This is a genomic window from Streptomyces cinnamoneus (assembly GCF_002939475.1).
Taxonomy (GTDB): domain Bacteria; phylum Actinomycetota; class Actinomycetes; order Streptomycetales; family Streptomycetaceae; genus Streptomyces; species Streptomyces cinnamoneus_A.
Genome location: NZ_PKFQ01000001.1, coordinates 3651313 through 3671928 on the forward strand (window position 1 = coordinate 3651313; position 20616 = coordinate 3671928).

A 20616-nucleotide genomic window follows, 5' to 3' on the forward strand; every position below is an offset into this window, starting at 1 on the left:
GGGCGCCCCGGTACGAGGGGCGCCCCCTGAGGCCGACCCCGGTCCGGGGCCGGCCCCGACCGGGTTCTGAGGACCGGCCGCCGGGCGCGGCCGGTCCGGCCCGCAGCGGTCAGTTCGTACCGATCTTGGCCAGCAGGTCCACGATGCGGCCCTGCACCTCCGCGCTCGTCGAGCGCTCCGCGAGGAACAGCACCGTCTCGCCCGACGCCAGACGCGGCAGCTGCGAGGGGTCGATGTCCGCCGAGGTGTAGACGACCAGCGGTGTACGGCTCAGGGCGCCGTTGCCGCGCAGCCAGTCGACGATGCCCGCGCGGCGGCGCCGCACCTGCATGAGGTCCATGACCACCAGGTTGGGGCGCGTCTGCGCCGCCAGCGTCACGGCTTCGGAGTCCGTCGCCCCGCACACCACGTGCATCCCGCGCCGCTCCAGCGTCGCCGTCAGGGCGTTGGCGATCGGCTCGTGCTCCTCGATCAGCAGCACGCGCGGCGGGTGCATCTCGCTGTCGCGCGGCGCGAGCGCCTTGAGCAGCACCGCCGGGTCGGCGCCGTAGGCGGCCTCCCGCGTCGCGTGTCCCAGACCGGCCGTCACCAGCACCGGCACCTCGGCGGCGACCGCCGCCTCGCGCAGCGACTGGAGCGCCGTCCGGGTGATCGGCCCGGTCAGGGGGTCGACGAACAGCGCGGCCGGGTAGGCGGCGGTCTGCGCGTCCACCTCCTCGCGCGAGTGCACGATCACCGGGCGGTAGCCGCGCTCGGTCAGCGCCTGTTCCGTGGACGGGTCCGGGGCGGGCCAGACGAGCAGCCGGCGCGGGTTGTCCAGCGGCTCCGGCGGCAGTTCGTCGTCCATCGGCGGACGCACGGACTCCACGACCTCGACCGCGCCGTTCGGGCCGTCGAGCGGCTCGGGCCCCTCGGCGCCCTCGTCCGGTGCCCCCACGGTGAACGCCCGGCCCTCGGGCGTGCCGAGCGGATGCGGGCGGGCCGTGCCGGGAGCCGGCGGGGCCGCCGGGGCCGGGGCGCCCGCCGCCTGGGCCTGGGCGGCCTGGGCATGGGCCTGCACCTGGGCCTGCGCCTGTGCCTCCCGCTCGCCCTCGGAGGGGTTGGCCAGCTTCCGCCGCCGCCCGGAACCGGCGACGGGCGTCCCGCCGGGCGGCGTCTCGCCCGCGCCGGGCCCCTGGCCCAGCGTCCGCACGCTGATCGGCCGCGCCGCCGGGGCGCCCGGCTCCTCCGCCAGCGCGCGCCGGGCCCGGCGCCGCCCGGTGGGCGCGGGGGCCGCGCCCTCGGGTGCGGGGGCCTGCGCGTCGGGGGCGAACGGGGCGGGGCCGCCTGCCGCGGGGTCGGCCGGGTCGGCCTGGGGTGCCTGGGGCGCCGGCTGCGGGGCGGGCGCCGCGGGCGCGTCGGCCTCCGGTGCCTCCGGGCCGGGCGCCGGCTGGGGGGCGGGCGCGGGGGCCTCCGGTGCCGGAGGCGGCGCGGCCGGGGAGGCGTTGGCGGGTGCGCCGGGAGCGGGCGATGCGAAGGGAGCCCCGGCGGGGCCGTCGGCCCCAGCCGCCGGGGGCTGGGGGGCCGGGGCCTGAGGGGCCGGCACCGCGGGCCCGGCGGCGGGCGCCTCGTGCGGCGGGGCCGCGGCCGGCACGGGACCGGCGAAGGGCTCACCGTGGGAACCGTCGGGGCGGGCGGGCGTGTCGCCCGCCTCCGGGGCGGCCGCACCGGGCGCGCCGAAGGCGGCCGCGAGGCCGTCGGTGTGCCCCGGCATCCGGTCGGGGGCCGTGGCCGGCGCGGGGATCGCGTGGGCCTCCGGGTACGCCGCGGCGGGGGCGCCGTCCGCCGGGACCGGCACGGCCGGCGCCCGGTCGGGGGCCGCCGCCGGGGGCCGCGGGCCGGACGGGTCCCCGTGGACCTCTCCGGGCTCGGGCTGCGGCGTGCGGGGCCGGGCGCCCGGCGCCTCCGTGCCGAACGGGACCGGTCCGGGCGGGGCCGGAACGCCGTGGCCGTGCGTGGTGGCGGCCTGCTGCGGCACCGGACCGCCCGGGTCCGCGGGCGCGGGCCGGGTGGGCGCCCGGTCGGCGGCCGGGCCGGCGGCGGGCTCGGCGGCGGGGGCCTCGCGGTCCGCGTCGGCCGGCGGCAGCGCGAACGCCGTGCGCTCGACCGGCTGTTCGGCCGTGGCCTGGCCGGGGATCTGCCCCTGGGCCTGGGGGTCCGGCGCGGTCTCCGTGAGGGCCCGCCGTGCCCGGCGGCCGGTCGGGGCCGGCTCCGGCTCGGCCGGCCGGTCGGCGTCCGCCGGGGGCAGCGCGAAGGCGGTGCGCGCCGCCTCGCCCGGTGCCGGGGCGGAAGCGGAGTCCGCAGGGGAGGCTGTGGCCGCGCGCCGCGCCCGGCGGCCCGTGGGCGTGCCCGTGGCCTGCGGCGGCACGAGCCCCGCGCCGGGGCGGCCGCCCGGGGCGTCGCCGGGCTCCTCCTCCAGGCACGCCTGCCCGCGCCGGCGTCCGGTGGGCTGCGGTGCCGCGCCGCGGTCGGGCGCCGGGGCCGGCGCCGCCTCGGCGCGGCGGGCCCGCCGGCCGCCGCCCTGGGCCGGGGGCGCCTCCGCCGGGGCCGCGTCCGCCGGCGCCTTCGCGCCGGAGCCGCCGGACGGGCCGCTCTCGGCGGGCGCGCCCGGGATCGCCGCGTCCGGGCTCGTACCCCGGCCGCGCTGCGTCGGCATCGGCATGACGGTCGTGAGGTTCTCGGTGTCCGGGCCGCGCCGCTCCGCGCCCGCCGGCACCGGCCCCGCCTCGGCGGAGACCGGCACCTCCAGCACGTAGGCCTTGCCGCCGCCCGAGCCCGGCACGTCGTGTGTCTGGAGGACGCCGCCGTGCCGGTGGACGATGCCGCGCACCAGGGGGGCGTGGACGGGGTCACCGCCCGGGTAGGGGCCGCGCACCTCGACGCGCACGACCTCGCCGCGCTGCGCCGCCGCCACGACGATCGTCGAGTCCCCGGGCAGCGCGCCGGAACCGGAAGCGGAACCGGAGGCGACGCCCGAGGGCACGTTGCCCGTCGAGTCGACCCCCGCCACATCCGCGATCAGATGGGCGAGCGCCTGGGCGAAGTGCTCCGCGTCCACCTCGGCCTCGATGGCTGGCGCGTGGACGGCGAACTGTGCCCGCCCCGGCCCGATCAGCTCGACCGCGCCCTCCACGCCCGCCGCGACGACCTCGTCGAGGGAGACCTTCTCGCGCACGAGCTTGCTCTGCCCGGAGTCGAGCCGCTGATAGGCGAGGACATTGTCGACCAGCGTGCTCATCCGGGCATATCCGGCGGCGAGATGGTGCAGGATCTGGTTGGCCTCGGGCCACAGCTGCCCGGCCGGGTCGTCGGCCAGCCCGCCCAGCTCGGCCCGGAGTTGCTCCAGCGGCCCGCGCAGCGAGCTGTCCAGCAGTTCCACCAGCTGCTCGTGGCGCGCGGCCAGGGCGTCGTAGGGACGGCGGTCGGTGAAGGTCATCACCGCGCCGACCAGCTGGTCCCCGTCCCGCACGGGCGCGGTCGTCAGGTCGACCGGCACCGCCCGGCCGTCCTTGGCCCACAGCGCCTGCCCGCGCACCCGGTGCTTGCGCCCCGAGCGCAGGGTGTCGGCGATGGGCGACTCCTCGTACGGGAACGGGGTGCCGTCCGGGCGCGAGTGGTGGATCAGCGGGTGCAGCTCGCGCCCGCCGAGGTCGCTGGCGCGGTAGCCGAGGATCTGGGCGGCCGAGGGGTTGACGAGGACGACCTTGCCCGCGGTGTCGACGCCGACCACGCCCTCCGCCGCCGCGCGCAGGATCATCTCCGTCTGGCGCTGCGAACGGGCCAGCTCGGCCTCGGTGTCGAGGGTGCCGGTCAGATCGCGGACGACCAGCATGAGCAGCTCGTCGTCGTAGGAGGCGTGCGGCTCGGCGTACGGCGTGCGGCCGTCGAGGTTGGCGCTGGTCACCTCGACGGGGAACTGGGTGCCGTCCGTGCGTCGCGCGACCATCCGCGTGGGCTTGGTGCGCCCTCCGTCGGGGTCGTCCCGCGGCGGCCGCAGCCCGCCGGGGATGCGCCGCGAGTCGAACTCGGGCAGCAGGTCGAGCAGCCCGCGCCCGACGAGACCGGTGCCCGGCACCTCGAACGTCTCCAGCGCGATGTGGTTGGCGTTGACCACCGTGCCGTTGCAGTTCACCAGCAACAGGGCATCGGGCAGGGCGTCGAGTATGGCTGCGAGGCGAGCAGCGCCTCGGGATGGCCTGCTGCTCACGACGACGCTTCCTCCCTGGTTACCGCACCTTGCCGACCGCTCCGGGTGGGTTCGCGTTCGCTCCGGGGCGTGTCATTGAGGGGAAGTCTAAGGGCTGCCGTGGCGGGCGCTACTGCGGATGACGGGTGGGTCGTGAGGCGCCACCGGCCCCCTCCGGGGCGTCTCGGGCAGGCCGGACATGCCCCTCGTGTCCGCCTTCTGGGGAACCTTCGGGTCAGCCCTGGGGAGTTTCCTTCGGCGAGCCCTTCGACTCTCCGAACAGAAGGGAGAACTTGTTCCAGCGGGCCACCTCGCACCCGTTCGTCCGCTTGAAGTCGGCGTTCACCGGCCGTCCGGCCCAGCTGCCGGCGACGTGGGCGCGCTCCGGGCCGCCGTAGATCATGGTGCACATCTGGCCTTCCGGCACGGGCGCGAACATGTCCCTGCCCCACTGCGACTGCCCGTCGAGCTGGTCGCACGCCTCCCTGGCGCGCGGGTGGGTGCCCCCGGAGGGATGGCAGTACAGCTCGTACGTGCGCGGGCGCCTGCCGCTGTCGGCGACGGTGATCGTGAGGTGGTCGGCGCCGTCCAGCCCGTCCAGCGGGATCGGGGCGGCCACGGCGGGGACGGCGAGCAGGGCCGGTGCGAGCGCCGCCGCGAGGGCGGGGAGCGCGGCGAGGGCGGGACGGCGGAGGAGCGACATGGGCGGGGACTCCAGGGGTGCGCGAGGTGGTGCGTACGGGGCCGGGGTCTCTCGGACGTACGCCCGAGAGACCCTCACGCGGACTAACGCGCCCGGACGCCCCGCGTTGCGCGCCGGAAAGACCTTTGCCCAGGACGCCGCGCGCCCGGTACCGTAGGGGTGCGATTGGTGATCGGCCACAGGGCTGTGTCATCATCTGCAACGCAGCACTCGCGCCCGCGTGGGTGTGCTGGAGGCGTCGCCTAGTCCGGTCTATGGCGCCGCACTGCTAATGCGGTTTGGGACTTAAATCCCATCGAGGGTTCAAATCCCTCCGCCTCCGCAGCCGGAAAGCCCCGGCCGTCCCCGAGACGGCCGGGGCTTTCGCGTGGAGCCGGTCCCCGTGGCGGGGACGCCCGTCTTGGCGGGGTCTCGCGGTGCGCTCCCCGGCACCTCGGGAGAAGTCGGCCGAACCCCTGCGGATGTTCGGCCGAAAGTCACCGCTGGTGGCGTTTTCCCAGGTCGGGGGCGGTGCGGGGAATGGATTTCGTCTGACGGCGAGGTTCATGTAATGTTGTTCTCGCAACGCCGACCGGCCGAAAGAGCCGGGAAGCAGAGCGCTCGTAGCTTAACGGATAGAGCACTTGACTACGGATCAAGAGGTTGCAGGTTCGAATCCTGCCGAGCGCACTGTCGGGAGATTCGTCTCCCGTCCGTCGCGGGGTGGAGCAGCTCGGTAGCTCGCTGGGCTCATAACCCAGAGGTCGCAGGTTCAAATCCTGTCCCCGCTACTCTGACCACAGGCCCGGTACGAAAGTACCGGGCCTGTGGCGTTTCCGGACCCGGCCCGGCGGCGGCCGCCGGATTCTCAGACGATTCACAGAGTGCCGAAAGGGCCCTCTCACCCGGCGCCGCCACCATCACCACCATGACCACCGCCCCGCCCACCGGGCGCACCCAGCTGCTGCACGACGACGGCAGCGCCGTACGCGTACTGGTCGTCGACGACGAAGCGCCGCTCGCCGACCTGCTCTCCCTGGCCCTGCGCTACGAGGGCTGGGAGGTGCGGGCGGCCGCCGACGGCACCGAGGCGATCCGCACCGCCCGGGACTTCCGGCCCGACGCCGTCCTCCTGGACATGATGCTGCCCGACATGGACGGCCTGTCCGTGCTCGGCCGGCTGCGCCGGGAACAGCCCGACGTGCCGGTGCTGTTCCTCACCGCCAAGGACTCCGTCGAGGACCGCGTCGCGGGCCTGACGGCCGGCGGTGACGACTACGTCACCAAGCCCTTCAGCCTGGAGGAGGTCGTCGCCCGGCTGCGCGGACTGCTGCGCAGGTCACGGGCCGCGGTGCCGCGCGCCGAGTCCGTGCTGACCGTGGGCGACCTGGTCCTGGACGAGGACAGCCACGAGGTCTCGCGGGGCGGCACGGAGATCCACCTCACCGCCACCGAGTTCGAGCTGCTGCGCTTCCTGATGCGCAACCCGCGCCGCGTGCTCAGCAAGCCGCAGATCCTCGACCGCGTCTGGAGCTACGACTTCGGCGGCCAGGCCAACGTCGTCGAGCTCTACATCTCCTACCTCCGCCGCAAGATCGACGCCGGACGGGCGCCCATGATCCACACGCGGCGCGGCGCCGGCTATCTGATCAAGCCCGCCGTCCAGCCCGCCACCATCGCGTGAGACGCCGGCCGGCCGGCCTCGGCCGCCCCCGGCCGCTGCGCACCCACCTGGTCGTCTCCACCGTCGCGCTGGTCGCGATCGTGTGCGCGGTGATCGGCACGGTCACCACGATCGTGCTGCGCAGCTACCTCTACGGGCAGCTCGACGGCCAGCTCCGCGACGTGGCCGTGCGGGCGGCCGCGCCGCCCGGCCCGCACGGCGGCGGGCTGCGGTTCGTCCGGGGCGGCGGCCGGCCCATCGGCACCGTCGGCGCGGTCCTCGGCGCGGACGGCCGGGTGCGCGACTCGGCCGTCAGCGCGCCCTGGGAGCCGGGCTACGGCGACGAGTCCCTGGAGCCGCTCACCCCCGCCCAGGGCGCCGCCCTCGCCCGGCTGCCCCGCGACGGCCGTCCGCACGACGTCGGCCTGCCCGGCCGGGGCGCGTACCGCGCCACGTCCGTCACCGCCCCCGACGGCACCACCTACCTCGTCGGCATCCCCACCACCGCCGTGCGCGAGACCCTCAGCACCCTCGTCCTGGTGGAGGTCTGCGTCAGCGCCACCGCGCTGGTCGCCGCCGGGCTCGCCGCGGGGGCGATCGTACGGATCGCCCTGCGGCCCCTGCGGCGCGTGGCGTCCACCGCCACCCGGGTCGCGCAACTCCCGCTGCACAGCGGGGAGGTGGCCCTGCTCGAGCGCGTCCCCGAGGCGGAGGCGGACCCGAGGACCGAGGCCGGGCAGGTCGGCGCCGCGCTCAACCGGATGCTGGGACACGTCGGTTCGGCCCTCGCCGCGCGGCAGGAGAGCGAGACGCGCGTGCGCCGGTTCGTCGCCGACGCCAGCCACGAGCTGCGCACGCCGCTGGCGTCCATCCGCGGCTACGCCGAACTCACCCGCCGCGCCGGGCAGGAGCCGGACCCGGCCACCCGGCACGCGCTCGGCCGCATCGAGTCCGAGGCGCGCCGGATGACGGTCCTGGTCGAGGACCTGCTGCTGCTCGCCCGCCTGGACACCGGGCGCCCGCTGGCGCGCGAGGACGTCGACCTTCCCCCGCTCGTCGTCGACGCCGTGAGCGACGCCCACGCGGCGGGACCCGGCCACACCTGGCGCCTGGACCTGCCGGACGCCCCCGTGCGGGTGCCGGGGGACGGCGCCCGGCTGCACCAGGTGCTGGTGAACCTGCTGGCCAACGCGCGTACGCACACCCCGGCCGGCACGACCGTCACGGCGCGGGTGCGGCCGGGCGCCGCGTGCGCGGTGGTGGAGGTGGAGGACGACGGCCCGGGCGTCCCGGCCGCGCTGCTGCCCCATGTCTTCGAGCGCTTCGCGCGCGGCGACGCCTCCCGGTCGCGGGCCGGCGGCGGGACGGGGCTGGGGCTCGCGATCGTCCGGGCCGTCGTCGCCGCGCACGGCGGCGCGGTGCGGGTGGCGAGCGCGCCCGGGCGGACGGTCTTCACGGTGGAACTCCCGGTGGCGCGCGGCGGGGCGGACGACATTCACAGCCGGCCCACAGGCCGGCCACACCGGGACGACAGCGCCGGCCGACAGGGTCGGGTCCATGCCCCAGACCACCCGGCGCACCGCACCGCCGTCACCTCTCCCGGCCCGTGGGCCCCTGCCCCGTGACGGGACGGTCGTCCTCGACGTCGTCATCCCCGTCCACAACGAGGAGGAGGACCTCGAAGCCTGTGTCCGCCGCCTCCACGCGCACCTGGCGGACACCTTCCCGTACCGCTTCCGGATCACCATCGCGGACAACGCCAGCACCGACCGCACCCCCGAGGTCGCGGCCCTGCTCGACGACGCGATCGAGGAGGTCACGGCCGTACGGCTGGAGCGGAAGGGGCGCGGGCAGGCCCTGCACACGGTGTGGACGCTGTCCGAGGCCCCGGTGCTCGCCTACATGGACGTCGACCTGTCGACGGGGCTGAACGCGCTGCTCCCGCTCGTCGCCCCGCTGATCTCCGGCCACTCCGACCTGGCCATAGGATCCCGGCTGACGGGCGGTTCGCGCGTGGTGCGCGGACCCAAGCGGGAGTTCGTCTCCCGCGCCTACAACCTGATCCTGCGCACCGGCCTGGCCGCGCGCTTCTCGGACGCGCAGTGCGGGTTCAAGGCCATCCGCAAGGACGTCGCCGAACGGCTGCTGCCGCTGGTCGAGGACACCGGGTGGTTCTTCGACACCGAGCTGCTGGTGCTCGCCGAGCGGGCGGGGCTGCGCATCCACGAGGTGCCGGTCGACTGGGTCGACGACCCGGACAGCTCCGTCCACCTGGTGCGCACCGCCACCGACGACCTGCGCGGCGTCTGGCGCGTGGGGCGCGCCCTGGCGACGGGCCGGCTGCCGCTGGACCGGCTGGCCCGGCCCTTCGGCGACGACCCGCGCGACCACGCGCTGGACGTGCCGCGCGGCCTGGCCCGGCAGTTGCTGGGCTTCCTCGTGGTGGGTGCGCTGTCCACGCTCGCGTACCTGGGCCTGTACTGGCTGCTGCGCACCGGCGCCGGCGCGGGGCCGCAGCCGGCCAACGCCGCCGCGCTGCTGGTCACCACCGTGGGCAACACCGCCGCCAACCGGCGCCTGACCTTCGGGGTGCGGGGCCGCGGGCGGGTCCTGCGCCACCAGGCGCAGGGGCTCGTCGTCCTCGGCATCGGCCTCGCCCTGACCAGCGGTTCGCTGGCCGCCCTCGACCTCGCCGGCGGCAGCCCCGGACACGGCGCCGAACTGTCCGTCCTCGTCGCCGCCAACCTCGCGGCGACCGCCCTGCGCTTCCTGCTGCTGCGCGCCTGGGTCTTTCCGCACCACAGTCAGGGGAACCCCCGATGACCCTCCGCCGTCCCTCACCCGCCCTGCTGGCGCTGCTGGCCGCCACCGCGGTGCTCTACCTGTGGGACCTGAGCGCCTCCGGATACGCGAACCAGTTCTACTCGGCCGCCGCGCAGGCGGGCGGCACCAGCTGGAAGGCCTTCTTCTTCGGCTCCTCCGACGCCGGGAACGCCATCACGGTCGACAAGCCCCCGGCCGCGCTGTGGCCGATGGGCCTGGCCGTGCGGCTCTTCGGGCTCAGCTCCTGGGCGATCCTCGTGCCCGAGGCGCTGATGGGCGTCGCCACGGTCGGGGTGCTGTACGGAGCCGTGCGCCGGTCCTTCGGGCGGGCCGCCGGTCTGCTCGCGGGCGCGGTCCTGGCGCTGACGCCCGTCGCGGCGCTGATGTTCCGCTTCAACAACCCCGACGCGCTGCTGTGCCTGCTGACGGTGTGCGCGGTGGCGTGCGTGCTGCGGGCGCTGGAGGGTGCGCGCACGTCGTGGCTGCTGGCGGCCGGGCTGTGCTTCGGCCTCGGCTTCCTCACCAAGACCCTCCAGGCGTGGCTGGTCCTGCCGCCGCTGGCGCTGCTCTACGCGGTGTGCGCACCGGCCAGGCCCCTGCGCCGGCTGGGTCAACTGCTGCTGGCGGGGCTGGTGATGGTGGTGTCGGGCGGCTGGTGGGTGGCGGTCGTCGAGCTGTGGCCCGCGGCCTCGCGCCCGTACGTCGGCGGCTCGCAGCACAACAGCTTCCTCGAACTCACCTTCGGTTACAACGGTCTCGGCCGCATCAACGGCAACGAGACGGGCAGCGTGGGCGGCGGCCCGGCCGGCCCCGGCGGCGGCCGGTGGGGGGAGACCGGGATCACGCGCCTGTTCGGCTCGGACATGGGCGGTCAGATCGCGTGGCTGCTGCCGGCGGCGTTCGTCCTGCTCGTCGCCGGGCTGTGGCTGACGCGCCGGGCCGGGGACGAGGGCCGGGCCCGGCGGCGGGCGCTGCTCGCCTGGGGCGGGTCGCTGCTGATGACCTTCCTCATCTTCAGCTTCATGTCGGGGATCTTCCACCAGTACTACAACGTCGCCCTCGCCCCCTACGTGGCCGCGCTCGCCGGCGCCGGCGCGGTGCTGCTGTGGGAGCGGCGGGCGACGGTCCTGCTGGCGGGCGTGGTCGTCCTGACGGTGGTGTGGGCCCACGTCCTGCTGAGGCGCACGCCCCACTGGCTGCCGTGGCTGAAGTGGGCGGTGCTCGCCGGGGGCCTGGTGGCGGCCGCCCTGCTGCTGCTCGCCCGCCGTCGCACGGACCGGGTGTCGGCCCGGGTGGCGGGGGCGCTGGCCGTGGCGAGCGCGCTGGCGGCGCCGCTGGCCTACACGCTGAACACGGTGGACACCGCGCACGGCGGTTCCATCGTGACCGCCGGCCCGGCGGTGCGCGGCGGCGGTTTCGGCGGCGGCAAGGCGGGGCGCGCCGGGCGGCCAGGCGACGGCTTCCCGGGCGGTCCTCCCGGTGCGGGCGGTCCGGCCGGTTGCGGCGGGCCCGGCGGCGGGTGGGGCTCCGGTGTGCGCAAGGGCGCGGGGCCCGGCGGTCGCGCCGGCGCCCAGGGCGACTGCCGTCCCGGCCAGGACGGCCGGCGCGGCGCGGGCGGCGGCGCCAAGGCCCTGCCCGGCGGTCCGGAGGGCGGGCCCGGCGGTCCGGGCGGCATGGGCGGGCTGCTCGGCGGGCGGCGGGTGAGCGCGCAGGCGGTGGTCGCGCTGAAGCGGGACGCCGGCTCGTACACCTGGGCGGCCGCGGCCGTCGGCTCGCAGAACGCGGCCAGCTTCCAACTCGCCGCCGAGCGGCCGGTGATGGCGGTGGGCGGCTTCAACGGAAGCGACCCCTCCCCGACGGTGGAGCGGTTCCGGGCCCTGGTGGAGGACAAGGAGATCCACTACTTCGTCGCCTCCGGCGAGGGGGCGGGCCGGCAGCGCGGCGGCACCGGCCGGGGATACGCCGTGGAGATCACCTCCTGGGTGGAGGCGCACTTCACCGCCACCACCGTCGGCGACGTCGTCCTCTACGACCTGACGGCCCCCCGGTAAAGCGCTTGTACGTCGTAGAGGAAGTCTTGTACGGTGTACGACATCAACCAGTCGTACACCGTACAAGGGGGGCCCGACATGACGGCGACGACCGCCGCCTCGCCGCACCGCAGCAGCGAGGAGAAACCGCACCGCAATCCCACCCGGTGGGTGGTCCTCGGCGTCATCTGCCTCGCGCAGCTGACCGTCCTGCTCGACAACACGGTCCTCACCGTCGCCATCCCCTCCCTCACCGAGGAGATGGGCGCGGCCACCGCCGACATCCAGTGGATGATCAACGCCTACTCGTTGGTCCAGGCCGGTCTGCTGCTCACCGCGGGCAGCGCCGCCGACCGCTACGGGCGCAAGAAGATGCTCGCGGCCGGTCTGGTGCTCTTCGGCCTCGGATCGCTCGCGGCCGCGATGTCGCAGACCACCGGTCAGCTGATCGCGGCCCGCGCGGGGATGGGCGTGGGCGGCGCGCTGCTGATGACCACCACCCTCGCCGTCGTCGTCCAGGTCTTCGACGACGACGAGCGTCCCAAGGCCATCGGCCTGTGGGGGGCGGTCGGCTCCCTCGGCTTCGCCGCCGGGCCCCTCATCGGCGGGGCGCTGCTCAACCACTTCTGGTGGGGCTCGATCTTCCTGATAAACCTGCCGGTCGCCCTGTTCGGCCTGCTGGCCGTCCTCAAGTGGGTGCCCGAGTCGAAGAGCCCCAGCGGCGACCGCCCCGACCTGCTCGGTGCGCTGTTGTCCACCGTCGGCATGACGGGCGTCGTCTTCGCGATCATCTCCGGCCCGGTCCACGGCTGGACCTCAGGCCGGGTGCTCGGCTCCGGCGTCGGCGGCGTGGCCGTGCTCGCGCTCTTCGCCCTGTGGGAGCGCCGCTGCCCGTACCCCATGCTCGACATGCACTTCTTCCGCAACAGCCGCTTCACCGGCGCCGTCGCGGGCGGCATCCTGGTGGCCTTCGGGATGGGCGGTTCGTTCTTCCTGCTCACCCAGCACCTGCAGCTGGTCCTGCACTACGACCCGCTGGAGACCGGTCTGCGCATGACGCCGCTGGCCCTGGTCATCGTCGTCCTCAACCTCACCGGCGTCGGCGCCCGGCTGCTGCCGAAGGTCGGCACCCCCGTGGCCATCGCGGGCGGCATGGGCCTGCTGGCCGCCGGCCTCGCGTCGATCGCGGTGCTGGGAGCCCACGCGTACGGCGGGATGCTGCTGGGCCTGATCCTCATGGGCGTCGGCATCTCCCTCTCCATGCCCGCCATGGCCAACGCGATCATGTCGGCGATCCCGCCGGAGAAGGCGGGCGTCGGCGCGGGCGTCAACGGCACGCTCCAGGAGTGCGGCAACGGACTGGGCGTCGCGGTGCTGGGCGCCGTGCTCAACTCGCGCTTCGCGGCGCTGCTCCCCGCGGTCGCCGCGGGGGCCGGGTCGCTGCCGGCGGCGCTGTCGAAGGCGGACACGGCCGCGGAGCGCTCGGAGATCCAGGACGCCTTCGCCTCCGGCGTGCAGGCCAGCCAGCTGGTGGGCGCGGGGGCCGTGCTGGCCGGCGGCCTCCTGGCCGGGGCCCTGCTGTGGCGGGCGGAGCGCAAGCGGTAGCAGGCACGGGTACGGTGCCGCGGCGGCCGGCCCGGGTCCACGGACCCCGGGCCGGCCGCCGCGGGCGGTCCGGGGCCGTCCCGTGGTTAGCATTCCAGGCAAGCAAGCAGCGAAAGGAAGTCCCCGCCATGGCGAGCGGTGTTCGCGCGGACAGCTCCCGGGTCAGCGTCTGGCTCGACGGAGGAACCACTCCGAAGCGGAAAGCGGCGGCCGAGGGCGAGGCCGGGGAGGGTGCGCTCGACCGGGAGCGGATCGTGGCCGCCACCGTGCGGCTCCTCGACGCCGAGGGTCTGGCGAAGTTCTCGATGCGCCGCCTGGCGGCCGAGCTGGGCGTGACCGCCATGTCGGTCTACTGGTACGTCGCCAACAAGGACGACCTCCTCGAGTACGCCCTCGACCACGTGTGCGCCGGCATCGCCCTGCCCGACGCGGCGGACGAGAGCACCGACTGGCGCGAACAGCTGCGGGTCCTGGCGGCCGGGTACCGCCGGCAACTCCTGCGGCACCCGTGGGTGCCCCAGCTGCTGGGCCGCTACCTCAACATCGGCCCGAACGCGATGGAGTTCTCCAACGCCGTCATCGGGGTGATGCGGCGCACGGGCCTGCCGGACGAGTCGATGGCCGGCGCGCTGTCCGCGCTCTTCCAGTTCGTCTACGGCTTCACCAGCAGCGAGGTGCTCTACAACGAGAACTGCCGCAGGTCGGGCGTCAGCCAGGACGACCACTACCGCCAGACCCTGAAGACGATCGAGGAGCGCCCGGACTTCACCGAGAAGTACCGCGACGCGATGAAACTGGCGGAGTCCCGCTTCTCGATGAGCGTCGCCGACATGTTCGAGCGCGACTTCAGCGTCGCCGTGGACACCGTGATCGCCGGCATCGAGGCCATGCGGGACCGCGGCCGCTGAGCCGCGCGGGGACATGCGTGAGGCCCCGGTGCGGTGCGCCCAGGCCGTCCCTTGCCTTGAAGTCGCGCACCGTCACCGGGGCCGTGGCCCGGGACCCTTCCATGCCGTTCCGGTCCGGGCCTCCGGCCGGCCGGGGCGCCCTCCGCTCGTAGCGCCCCCCGGCCGGCCGGGGTCGTTCAGCCGGCCTGCCGGGCCGGCTCTCCGGCGTCCGCGGTGGCGGAGGCCGGGTCGGAGGCGGTGGCCCGCGGGGCACCGTTGCCCTTGAGGGCGACCTCCTTGATGAAGAGCGTCACGATGAACGCGATCAGCGCGCACGGTGCCGCGTACAGGAACACGTCACCGATGCCGTGCCCGTAGGCGCTCTCCATGACGGTGCGGAGCGGCGCCGGCAGCTTGTCGAGGTCGGGGATGCCGCCCCCGCCCGCGCCGCCGTGGCCCATGGCCGCCGCGGCCTTCGGGCCGAGCGCGGTCAGGCCCTCCTTGACGTAGTCCGGCACCTTGTTGGCCAGCACCGCGCCGAGCGCGGAGACGCCGACCGCGCCGCCGAGGGAGCGGAAGAAGGTGACGACGGAGCTCGCGGCACCGAGGTCCTTCGGCTCGACCTGGTTCTGCGCGGCGAGGACCAGGTTCTGCATCATCATGCCGATGCCAAGGCCCGTGAGCGCCATGTAGACCGCCAGGTGCCAGTACGGGGTGTCGTACCGCATCGTGCCCAGCAGGCCGAGGCCCGCGGTGAGCAGCACGCCGCCGCTGAGCAGCCAGGCCTTCCAGCGGCCGGTCTTGGTGATGATCTGACCGGAGACCGTGGACGAGACGAACAGGCCGCCGATCATCGGGATGGTCAGCACGCCGGACATCGTCGGCGACTCGCCGCGCGCCAGCTGGAAGTACTGCGAGAAGAAGACCGTGCCGGCGAACATGGCGACGCCGACGAAGAGGCTCGCGAGCGAGGACAGGGCGATCGTCTTGTTGCGGAACAGCCGCAGCGGGATGATCGGCTCGGCCGCCTTGGCCTCCGCCAGCAGGAACAGCGCGGCGAGCAGGACCGAGCCGCCGACCATCGCGTAGGTCTGCCAGGACAGCCAGTCGTAGTCCTTGCCGGCCCGGGTGACCCAGATCAGCAGCAGGGTCACGGAGGCGGTGATGAAGAACGCGCCGAGCCAGTCGACCTTGACGTTCCGCTTCACCACGGGCAGCTTCAGCGTCTTCTGGAGGACGATGAGCGCGATGATCGCGAAGGGCACGCCGACGTAGAAGCACCAGCGCCAGCCGAGCCAGTCGGTGTCGGTGATGACGCCGCCGAGGAGGGGGCCGCCGACGGTGGCAACGGCGAAGGTGGCGCCGAGGTAACCGCTGTAGCGCCCGCGCTCACGCGGGGAGATCATCGCGGCCATGACGATCTGGGCCAGGGCGGAGAGACCGCCCACGCCTATGCCCTGGACCACGCGGCACGCGATGAGCATGCTGGTGTTCTGGGAGAGGCCGGCGACGATCGAGCCGGCGACGTAGACGACGAGGGCTATCTGGACCAGCAGCTTCTTGCTGAAGAGGTCCGACAGCTTGCCCCAGAGGGGGGTGGACGCGGTCATCGCCAGCAGCGAGGCCGTGACGACCCAGGTGTAGGAGGACTGGCTGCCGTGGAGGTCGTGGATGATCTCGGGCAGCGCGTTGGAGACGATCGTGGACGACAGGATCGCCACGAACATGCCGAGCAGCAGGCCGGAGAGCGCCTCCATGATCTGACGGTGCGACATGGGCGCCGCTTCGGTGGATGCCGAGGCTCCGGAGGCGTCCCGCACACCTGCTGGTGTGGACTTGGCCATGGACTTCCCTTCTCGGTTCAGACGGGTGTACGGGTTGAGGTGGTGGGGGAGGGCGTACGGGGCCGGCAGTCGCCGAAGCTCTCGCGGAGCCGCCGCATCAGGCCGATGAGGTGGCCGACGTCGTCGTCGGACCAGTCCCGCAGGCAGGAGGCGAGCGCGTCGGTGTAGCGCTCGGAGACCTCGTCCAGCAGCTTTGAGCCGCTCGGGGTCAGGCTCAGCAGCCGGGACCGCTTGTCGAGGGGGTCGGGCTGCCGGTCGATCCAGCCGCGCTCGGTGGCGTAGGCGACGTGCCGGCTCGTGACCGAGGCGTCGATGGCCAGCAGCTCGCCGAGCCGGCTCATGCGCATCTCGCCGTGCTGCCTGAGCAGGTTGAGCATGATGGCGGTGGCCGGGGAGCAGTCCTGGGGGAGCGCCCGGCTGAGGCCGCGCTTGACCGCGCCGATCGCGCTGAGCTGGCGGGCCAGCTCTTCGTACTGCTCCTGTGCGGCCATGGGTTCCCTCGGCTCCCGATCCGGTCGTGGATTTTTGGTTGCTTGGAGCAACCTTACGAAAGGTTGGTTGCTGAAGGCAAACGAAAATCCTACAAATCGGGTAAAGGAACCCTCAAGGGTTCCTCGGGTGGCCGTAAAGCGGTGGCCCCGCGCCCAAGGCGGCACGGCCTTTCGCTAGGGTCCTGGCCCATGGCCAACCCCCATCAGCAGAGCCCCGAGGGCGCTTACGACCCGGCGGGCAACACCCAGATGTTCCGAGCCTTCGTCGACGAGGGCCCGACCGGGCGGCGGACGCCCGCCGCCCCCGCCTCGTCGCGGGCCCGCGCGAGCTCCGGACCGCGCCCCGGCATGATCATCGGCGTGATCGTCGCGCTCGCGGTGGTCGCGGGCGCGGTCTGGCTGGCGCTGGGCTGATCCGGGAGCGATCCCGTACCGGGCGTGCCCGCCCGGCGTCACGGCGCGCGAACGTCACTTCCACTCCACCGAGACGTCGCGCGTCTCCACCCGCATGCCCAGGGGCACGCGCCACGCGTCGACGCAGACCGTCCAGTCGTACTCGACGGCCTGCCGCGGCGGCAGCGGGGCCGGCAGCGGACGGGTGGTGGTGACCGTCGCCCAGTCGGTGCCGAGCATCCCGAGGACGTGGGTGCCGAGGGTGACGGTCGCCTCGGTCACGGGGCGCCCGCCGGTGTTGGCGAACGTGAGGGAGACGCGCTCGCACCAGCGCCGGCCGTCCGGCTCCCGGCGCGGCTCGCTCACGTAGAGCTCGGCCGGTCCGGCCGAGGGCGCGGGCGTGCCCGGCACCGCCGGGCCCGGGCCGCCCGGGGCCGTGGGTGCGCCCCTCCCGGCGCCGGGTGTCGGCGCGGGGCGCGCGGGCTTCGCGGCGCGTCGCGGCGCGCCCGAGGACGGGGCGCTGCCGCCGGTGTGGTCCGTGCGGCCGCTCGTGGCGGCGGACGGCGGTGATCCGGTCGTCGCCGTGGTGCCGGGAGTGGGTGCGGTGGTCCGCGGGGCCGGGGTGGTGCGCGGTGTCGCGGAGGGCGTCCCGCCGGGGCCCTCCAGCGGCACGTACTCCACGGCCCCGGTCGGCCGGACCGTTTCGCCTGCCGGTCGGGGCGCGCCGGGGCCGGCGGCTCCCGTGGCGACATAGCCCTCGCGGTGGCTGCCGCCGCAGCCCGTCGCGAACGCCGCGAGCGCTCCCAGACCCAGCGAGCAGAGCGCGGTCGCCGAGGCGGAGACGAGCGTCTTCCGTCGCATCGGCCCAGTGTGGCTGACGGATCGTCAGGTGTACACCGTCCGTGCGCCCCCCGGCCGCCGGGCGTCCCGTCAGTCGGAGATGAGCCCCTCGCGCAGCTGCGCCAGCGTGCGGGTCAGCAGCCGGGAGACGTGCATCTGCGAGATGCCGACCTCCTCGCCGATCTGCGACTGGGTCATGTTGGCGAAGAACCGCAGCATGATGATCTGCCGCTCGCGCGGCGGCAGCTTGGCCAGCAGGGGCTTGAGGGACTCGCGGTACTCCACGCCTTCGAGCGCCGTGTCCTCGTACCCCAGCCGGTCGGCCAGCGAGCCCTCGCCGCCGTCGTCCTCGGGGGACGGCGAGTCGAGCGAGCTGGCGGTGTAGGCGTTGCCCACGGCCAGGCCGTCGACGACGTCCTCCTCCGAGACGCCCAGGCACAGGGCGAGTTCGGGCACGGTCGGCGAGCGGTCGAGCTTCTGGGCCAGCTCGTCGCTCGCCTTGGTCAGGGCCAGGCGCAGCTCCTGGAGGCGGCGCGGGACGCGCACGGACCAGCTGGTGTCCCGGAAAAAGCGTTTGATCTCACCGACGACGGTCGGCATCGCGAACGTCGGGAACTCCACGCCCCGTTCGCAGTCGAACCGGTCGATCGCCTTGATCAGGCCGATCGTGCCGACCTGGACGATGTCCTCCATCGGCTCGTTGCGGCTGCGGAACCTGGCCGCCGCGTAGCGCACGAGAGGGAGGTTGAGCTCGATGAGGGTGTCGCGGACGTACGTACGCTCGGCGCTGTCCCGCTCAAGCGTGGCCAGCCGCAGGAAGAGGGAGCGGGAGAGGGTGCGGGTGTCGATGGCTTCGCAGTCGTCGAGCACGGTGTGCGGTGCGTCGTTGGCGAGCACCTTCGCGCTGCCCAGGTCTACGGACATGCCACCCCCTTGAGGTCGCGGACGGGTTCGCAGCGGTCACCCCGGTCGAGGGTACGGCCGGGGGGCTGCGCCTCCACCTGAATACCGGAGGCTGCGCTGTGGCAAACGCAGTTCCAGCAGAATGTCACATGTCGGCAACACGCTGTAGCGTCAAGTCGACTTATCTTCCCCATGACCTCGGGGCGGGTGTCACCCGGAAGGGTTAAGCATCGATTCGATTTGCGGAACGCAGACGGGCGAAGCTTCGTGAGAGTAGCCGGGACACATGCATCTGCGACACCCCCAGCTCCGCGCTGATCTGCGACTGCGTCAAATTGCTGTAGTAGCGCAGCAGAAGGATGCGCTGTTCCCGCTCTGGAAGCTGGACGAGCAGGTGGCGCACGAGGTCGCGGTGCTCCACCCCGGCCAGCGCGGGGTCCTCGTAGCCGAGCCGGTCCAGCAGGCCGGGCAGGCCGTCGCCCTCCTGGGCGGCCTCCAGCGAGGTGGCGTGGTACGAGCGGCCCGCCTCGATGCAGGCCAGCACCTCGTCCTCGGCGATTTTCAGCCGGTCGGCGATCTCGGCGGTGGTGGGCGAGCGGCCGTGCAGCACGGTCAGGTCCTCGGTGGCGCCGTTGACCTGCACCCACAGCTCGTGGAGGCGGCGCGGGACATGGACCGTGCGGACGTTGTCGCGGAAGTAGCGCTTGATCTCCCCGACCACGGTGGGCATGGCGAAGGTCGGGAACTGCACCCCGCGGTCGGGGTCGAAGCGGTCGATGGCGTTGATGAGGCCGATGGTGCCCACCTGGACCACGTCCTCCATCGGCTCGTTGCGGCTGCGAAAGCGCGCCGCGGCGTACCGGACGAGGGGGAGGTTGGCTTCGATCAGGGCGGCGCGCACGCGGGCGTGCTCGGGCGTGCCGGGCTCCAGGGTGGCGAACTTCTTGAACAGCACCTGGGTGAGGGCCCGGGCGTCGGCGCCCCGGCTCTCCCGGGTGGAGGGCGGTGCGGCGGGCTCGCCGGGCTCCTCGGGGCCCTCGTGGCGCTCGTGGTCCCCGGGGGTCGCCCGGTCCTCGTGGCCGGCCCGGCGGGGCTGCTCGTCGGACGCTTCGGTCGGGTCCGCCTCGTCGGTGGGCTTGTCGCGCCGGAGGGGGGCTTCGGGCGCAGTACGGGCCGGCACGGTCACCACCCTTTTTTGGTCAACTCATCGGGCAAAAGCGGTCATAGCATCACAAGACATGTCCGCTGTAGCAAGCACCTCGGGTTGGCCGTGTTGACGACGGAAACCGCCCCCCACCGAGGTGGTGAGGGGCGGTGAAAGGCATGGCCGCGCGGGCCTGCGGCGGTGTGTCGGGCGGCCCGGGCGCCGCGCTGCGGCGGGCGCCGGATGTCGTCAGAACGGGTAGTCGGCGATGACCCAGGTGGCGAATTCGCGCCACTGGCCGACGCCCGCCTGGTGGGCGGGGTGGTCCAGGTACCGCTGGAGCGCGTCGGTGTCCTCGACGGAGCAGTTGATGGCGTAGTCGTAGGCGATCGGCCGGTCCGAGATGTTCCAGGCGCACTCCCACGAGCGCAGCTCGGGGATGGCCTTCTCCAGCTCCTCGAACGCCCGCACGCCCGCGACCACGCGCGGGTCGTCGCGCTCGACGCCCTCGTTGAGCTTGAACAGGACGAGGTGGCGAATCACAGGCTGCCCTCTTCGCTTTGCAGGCTCGGCTCCGGCTCTCCCGGCGGAGCGCCGGCCCGGTTCAGTTGATCAGCTGGGTCATGAACTCGCCGATGTTCTTGGCGGCGTCCGAGATCCCCTCGAAGCCTATCTGGACGAGTTCGGCCGACCGGGCGGGGGAGTGGATGATCGTGTAGGCCACGAAGATGCCGAGTCCCCACAGCACGACCTTTTTCGTCTGGACCATCGCGCACTGCCTCCCCTGCCGTCCCGTGTGCGGTCGCGAGAGTCTATCCGTGCATACGTACGGATGGCTGGTTCGCGTCGGCGTGGCAGCGCGAGGGCGGTGTGGAGGTACTCACACCCCTCACACCGCTTTTAAGGCCCTAAGGCCCTACGGGCGGGGCCCTTCGCCGCACCGCGCGCCCGGCGCCGGAGCGGAGGATGGTGGGGGCCCGGCGGATCTGGCAGGAATGCGCCGGGCCTTCGGACGTGGACCTCTCTGCGGGGTCCGGACCGCGCGCATCCCCCCGACCGCGGTCCGTACTTGGAGCCCGCGTCCTC

General features: G+C 74.2%; 16 protein-coding genes and 3 tRNA genes. 10 read left to right on the forward strand and 9 right to left on the reverse strand.

All coding sequences use genetic code 11. The features are described 5' to 3' along the window. Positions 1–109: 109 nt before the first annotated feature. Both CYQ11_RS15930 and CYQ11_RS15935 read right to left on the reverse strand, forming a co-directional pair. Complete coding sequence (locus CYQ11_RS15930; RefSeq protein WP_099199873.1) at positions 110–4246, reverse strand: response regulator; 4137 nt, start codon at positions 4244–4246, stop codon at positions 110–112. Positions 4247–4460: 214 nt separating this feature from the next. After that, complete coding sequence (locus CYQ11_RS15935; protein ID WP_099199872.1) at positions 4461–4928, reverse strand: SSI family serine proteinase inhibitor; 468 nt, start codon at positions 4926–4928, stop codon at positions 4461–4463. Between the two features lie 231 nt (positions 4929–5159). On the opposite strand from CYQ11_RS15935, the gene CYQ11_RS15940 reads away from it, so the two are divergent. The 9 genes from CYQ11_RS15940 to CYQ11_RS15980 all read left to right on the forward strand — a co-directional run bounded on the left by CYQ11_RS15940 (position 5160) and on the right by CYQ11_RS15980 (position 13936). Then, positions 5160–5250 (forward strand) — tRNA-Ser (locus tag CYQ11_RS15940). A gap of 274 nt (positions 5251–5524) precedes the next feature. Beyond that, a tRNA-Arg gene (locus CYQ11_RS15945) sits at positions 5525–5597 on the forward strand. A 27-nt stretch (positions 5598–5624) separates the two neighbouring features. Continuing rightward, positions 5625–5698: transfer RNA gene (locus tag CYQ11_RS15950), tRNA-Met, on the forward strand. Positions 5699–5835: 137 nt separating this feature from the next. Next, on the forward strand, positions 5836–6591 hold the full coding sequence (locus tag CYQ11_RS15955) for a response regulator transcription factor (RefSeq protein ID WP_099199871.1): 756 nt from the start codon (positions 5836–5838) through the stop codon (positions 6589–6591). Next, the gene (locus tag CYQ11_RS15960) at positions 6588–8195 is read left to right on the forward strand and encodes a sensor histidine kinase (protein ID WP_240003449.1); all 1608 of its coding nucleotides are present in this window, start codon (positions 6588–6590) and stop codon (positions 8193–8195) included. Before CYQ11_RS15955 ends, CYQ11_RS15960 begins: the two co-directional genes overlap by 4 nt. Then, on the forward strand, positions 8128–9393 hold the full coding sequence (locus CYQ11_RS15965) for a bifunctional glycosyltransferase family 2/GtrA family protein (protein WP_099199870.1): 1266 nt from the start codon (positions 8128–8130) through the stop codon (positions 9391–9393). The genes CYQ11_RS15960 and CYQ11_RS15965 overlap by 68 nt, the downstream gene beginning before the upstream one ends. Next, complete coding sequence (locus tag CYQ11_RS15970) at positions 9390–11444, forward strand: ArnT family glycosyltransferase (protein ID WP_099199869.1); 2055 nt, start codon at positions 9390–9392, stop codon at positions 11442–11444. Before CYQ11_RS15965 ends, CYQ11_RS15970 begins: the two co-directional genes overlap by 4 nt. A gap of 78 nt (positions 11445–11522) precedes the next feature. After that, positions 11523–13028 (forward strand): MFS transporter, encoded by a 1506-nt coding sequence (locus tag CYQ11_RS15975; protein ID WP_099200215.1) that lies wholly within the window; start codon positions 11523–11525, stop codon positions 13026–13028. 128 nt (positions 13029–13156) lie between these two features. Then, positions 13157–13936 (forward strand): TetR/AcrR family transcriptional regulator, encoded by a 780-nt coding sequence (locus CYQ11_RS15980; protein WP_099199868.1) that lies wholly within the window; start codon positions 13157–13159, stop codon positions 13934–13936. Between the two features lie 176 nt (positions 13937–14112). Here the strand turns inward: CYQ11_RS15980 and CYQ11_RS15985 are convergent, their stop codons facing one another. Both CYQ11_RS15985 and CYQ11_RS15990 read right to left on the reverse strand, forming a co-directional pair. After that, positions 14113–15690: an MDR family MFS transporter gene (locus CYQ11_RS15985; RefSeq protein WP_466362188.1), complete on the reverse strand. Its 1578-nt coding sequence runs from the start codon at positions 15688–15690 to the stop codon at positions 14113–14115. An 86-nt stretch (positions 15691–15776) separates the two neighbouring features. After that, a complete protein-coding gene (locus CYQ11_RS15990) occupies positions 15777–16250 on the reverse strand; it encodes a MarR family winged helix-turn-helix transcriptional regulator (protein ID WP_099199866.1) in 474 nt (157 codons plus the stop codon). 189 nt (positions 16251–16439) lie between these two features. Here CYQ11_RS15990 and CYQ11_RS15995 point away from each other — a divergent pair, with 189 nt between their 5' ends. Then, positions 16440–16664 (forward strand): hypothetical protein, encoded by a 225-nt coding sequence (locus CYQ11_RS15995; protein ID WP_099199865.1) that lies wholly within the window; start codon positions 16440–16442, stop codon positions 16662–16664. 54 nt (positions 16665–16718) lie between these two features. On the opposite strand, the gene CYQ11_RS16000 is transcribed toward CYQ11_RS15995, so the two are convergent. The 5 genes from CYQ11_RS16000 to CYQ11_RS29540 form a co-directional block, all read right to left on the reverse strand. After that, positions 16719–17504 (reverse strand): hypothetical protein, encoded by a 786-nt coding sequence (locus CYQ11_RS16000; RefSeq protein ID WP_099199864.1) that lies wholly within the window; start codon positions 17502–17504, stop codon positions 16719–16721. Between the two features lie 69 nt (positions 17505–17573). Further along, positions 17574–18407 carry an RNA polymerase sigma factor SigF gene (locus CYQ11_RS16005; protein WP_099199863.1) on the reverse strand — a complete coding sequence of 278 codons (834 nt, stop codon included), beginning with the start codon at positions 18405–18407 and terminating at the stop codon, positions 17574–17576. Between the two features lie 202 nt (positions 18408–18609). Then, positions 18610–19566: an RNA polymerase sigma factor SigF gene (locus CYQ11_RS16010; RefSeq protein WP_099200214.1), complete on the reverse strand. Its 957-nt coding sequence runs from the start codon at positions 19564–19566 to the stop codon at positions 18610–18612. A gap of 213 nt (positions 19567–19779) precedes the next feature. Further along, positions 19780–20073 carry a Dabb family protein gene (locus CYQ11_RS16015; RefSeq protein ID WP_099199862.1) on the reverse strand — a complete coding sequence of 98 codons (294 nt, stop codon included), beginning with the start codon at positions 20071–20073 and terminating at the stop codon, positions 19780–19782. A gap of 61 nt (positions 20074–20134) precedes the next feature. After that, the gene (locus CYQ11_RS29540) at positions 20135–20299 is read right to left on the reverse strand and encodes a hypothetical protein (protein WP_181143670.1); all 165 of its coding nucleotides are present in this window, start codon (positions 20297–20299) and stop codon (positions 20135–20137) included. Between the last annotated feature and the right edge of the window lie 317 nt (positions 20300–20616).

Bases quoted from the DNA above. Each gene is read 5' to 3' on its own strand.
- CYQ11_RS15935 (WP_099199872.1), bottom strand. From the start codon at position 4,928: ATGTCGCTCCTCCGCCGTCCCGCCCTCGCCGCGCTCCCCGCCCTCGCG.
- CYQ11_RS15955 (WP_099199871.1), top strand. From the start codon at position 5,836: ATGACCACCGCCCCGCCCACCGGGCGCACCCAGCTGCTGCACGACGAC.
- CYQ11_RS15965 (WP_099199870.1), top strand. From the start codon at position 8,128: ATGCCCCAGACCACCCGGCGCACCGCACCGCCGTCACCTCTCCCGGCC.
- CYQ11_RS15970 (WP_099199869.1), top strand. From the start codon at position 9,390: ATGACCCTCCGCCGTCCCTCACCCGCCCTGCTGGCGCTGCTGGCCGCC.
- CYQ11_RS15975 (WP_099200215.1), top strand. From the start codon at position 11,523: ATGACGGCGACGACCGCCGCCTCGCCGCACCGCAGCAGCGAGGAGAAA.
- CYQ11_RS15980 (WP_099199868.1), top strand. From the start codon at position 13,157: ATGGCGAGCGGTGTTCGCGCGGACAGCTCCCGGGTCAGCGTCTGGCTC.
- CYQ11_RS15985 (WP_466362188.1), bottom strand. From the start codon at position 15,690: ATGTCGCACCGTCAGATCATGGAGGCGCTCTCCGGCCTGCTGCTCGGC.
- CYQ11_RS15990 (WP_099199866.1), bottom strand. From the start codon at position 16,250: ATGGCCGCACAGGAGCAGTACGAAGAGCTGGCCCGCCAGCTCAGCGCG.
- CYQ11_RS15995 (WP_099199865.1), top strand. From the start codon at position 16,440: ATGGCCAACCCCCATCAGCAGAGCCCCGAGGGCGCTTACGACCCGGCG.
- CYQ11_RS16000 (WP_099199864.1), bottom strand. From the start codon at position 17,504: ATGCGACGGAAGACGCTCGTCTCCGCCTCGGCGACCGCGCTCTGCTCG.
- CYQ11_RS16005 (WP_099199863.1), bottom strand. From the start codon at position 18,407: ATGTCCGTAGACCTGGGCAGCGCGAAGGTGCTCGCCAACGACGCACCG.
- CYQ11_RS29540 (WP_181143670.1), bottom strand. From the start codon at position 20,299: ATGGTCCAGACGAAAAAGGTCGTGCTGTGGGGACTCGGCATCTTCGTG.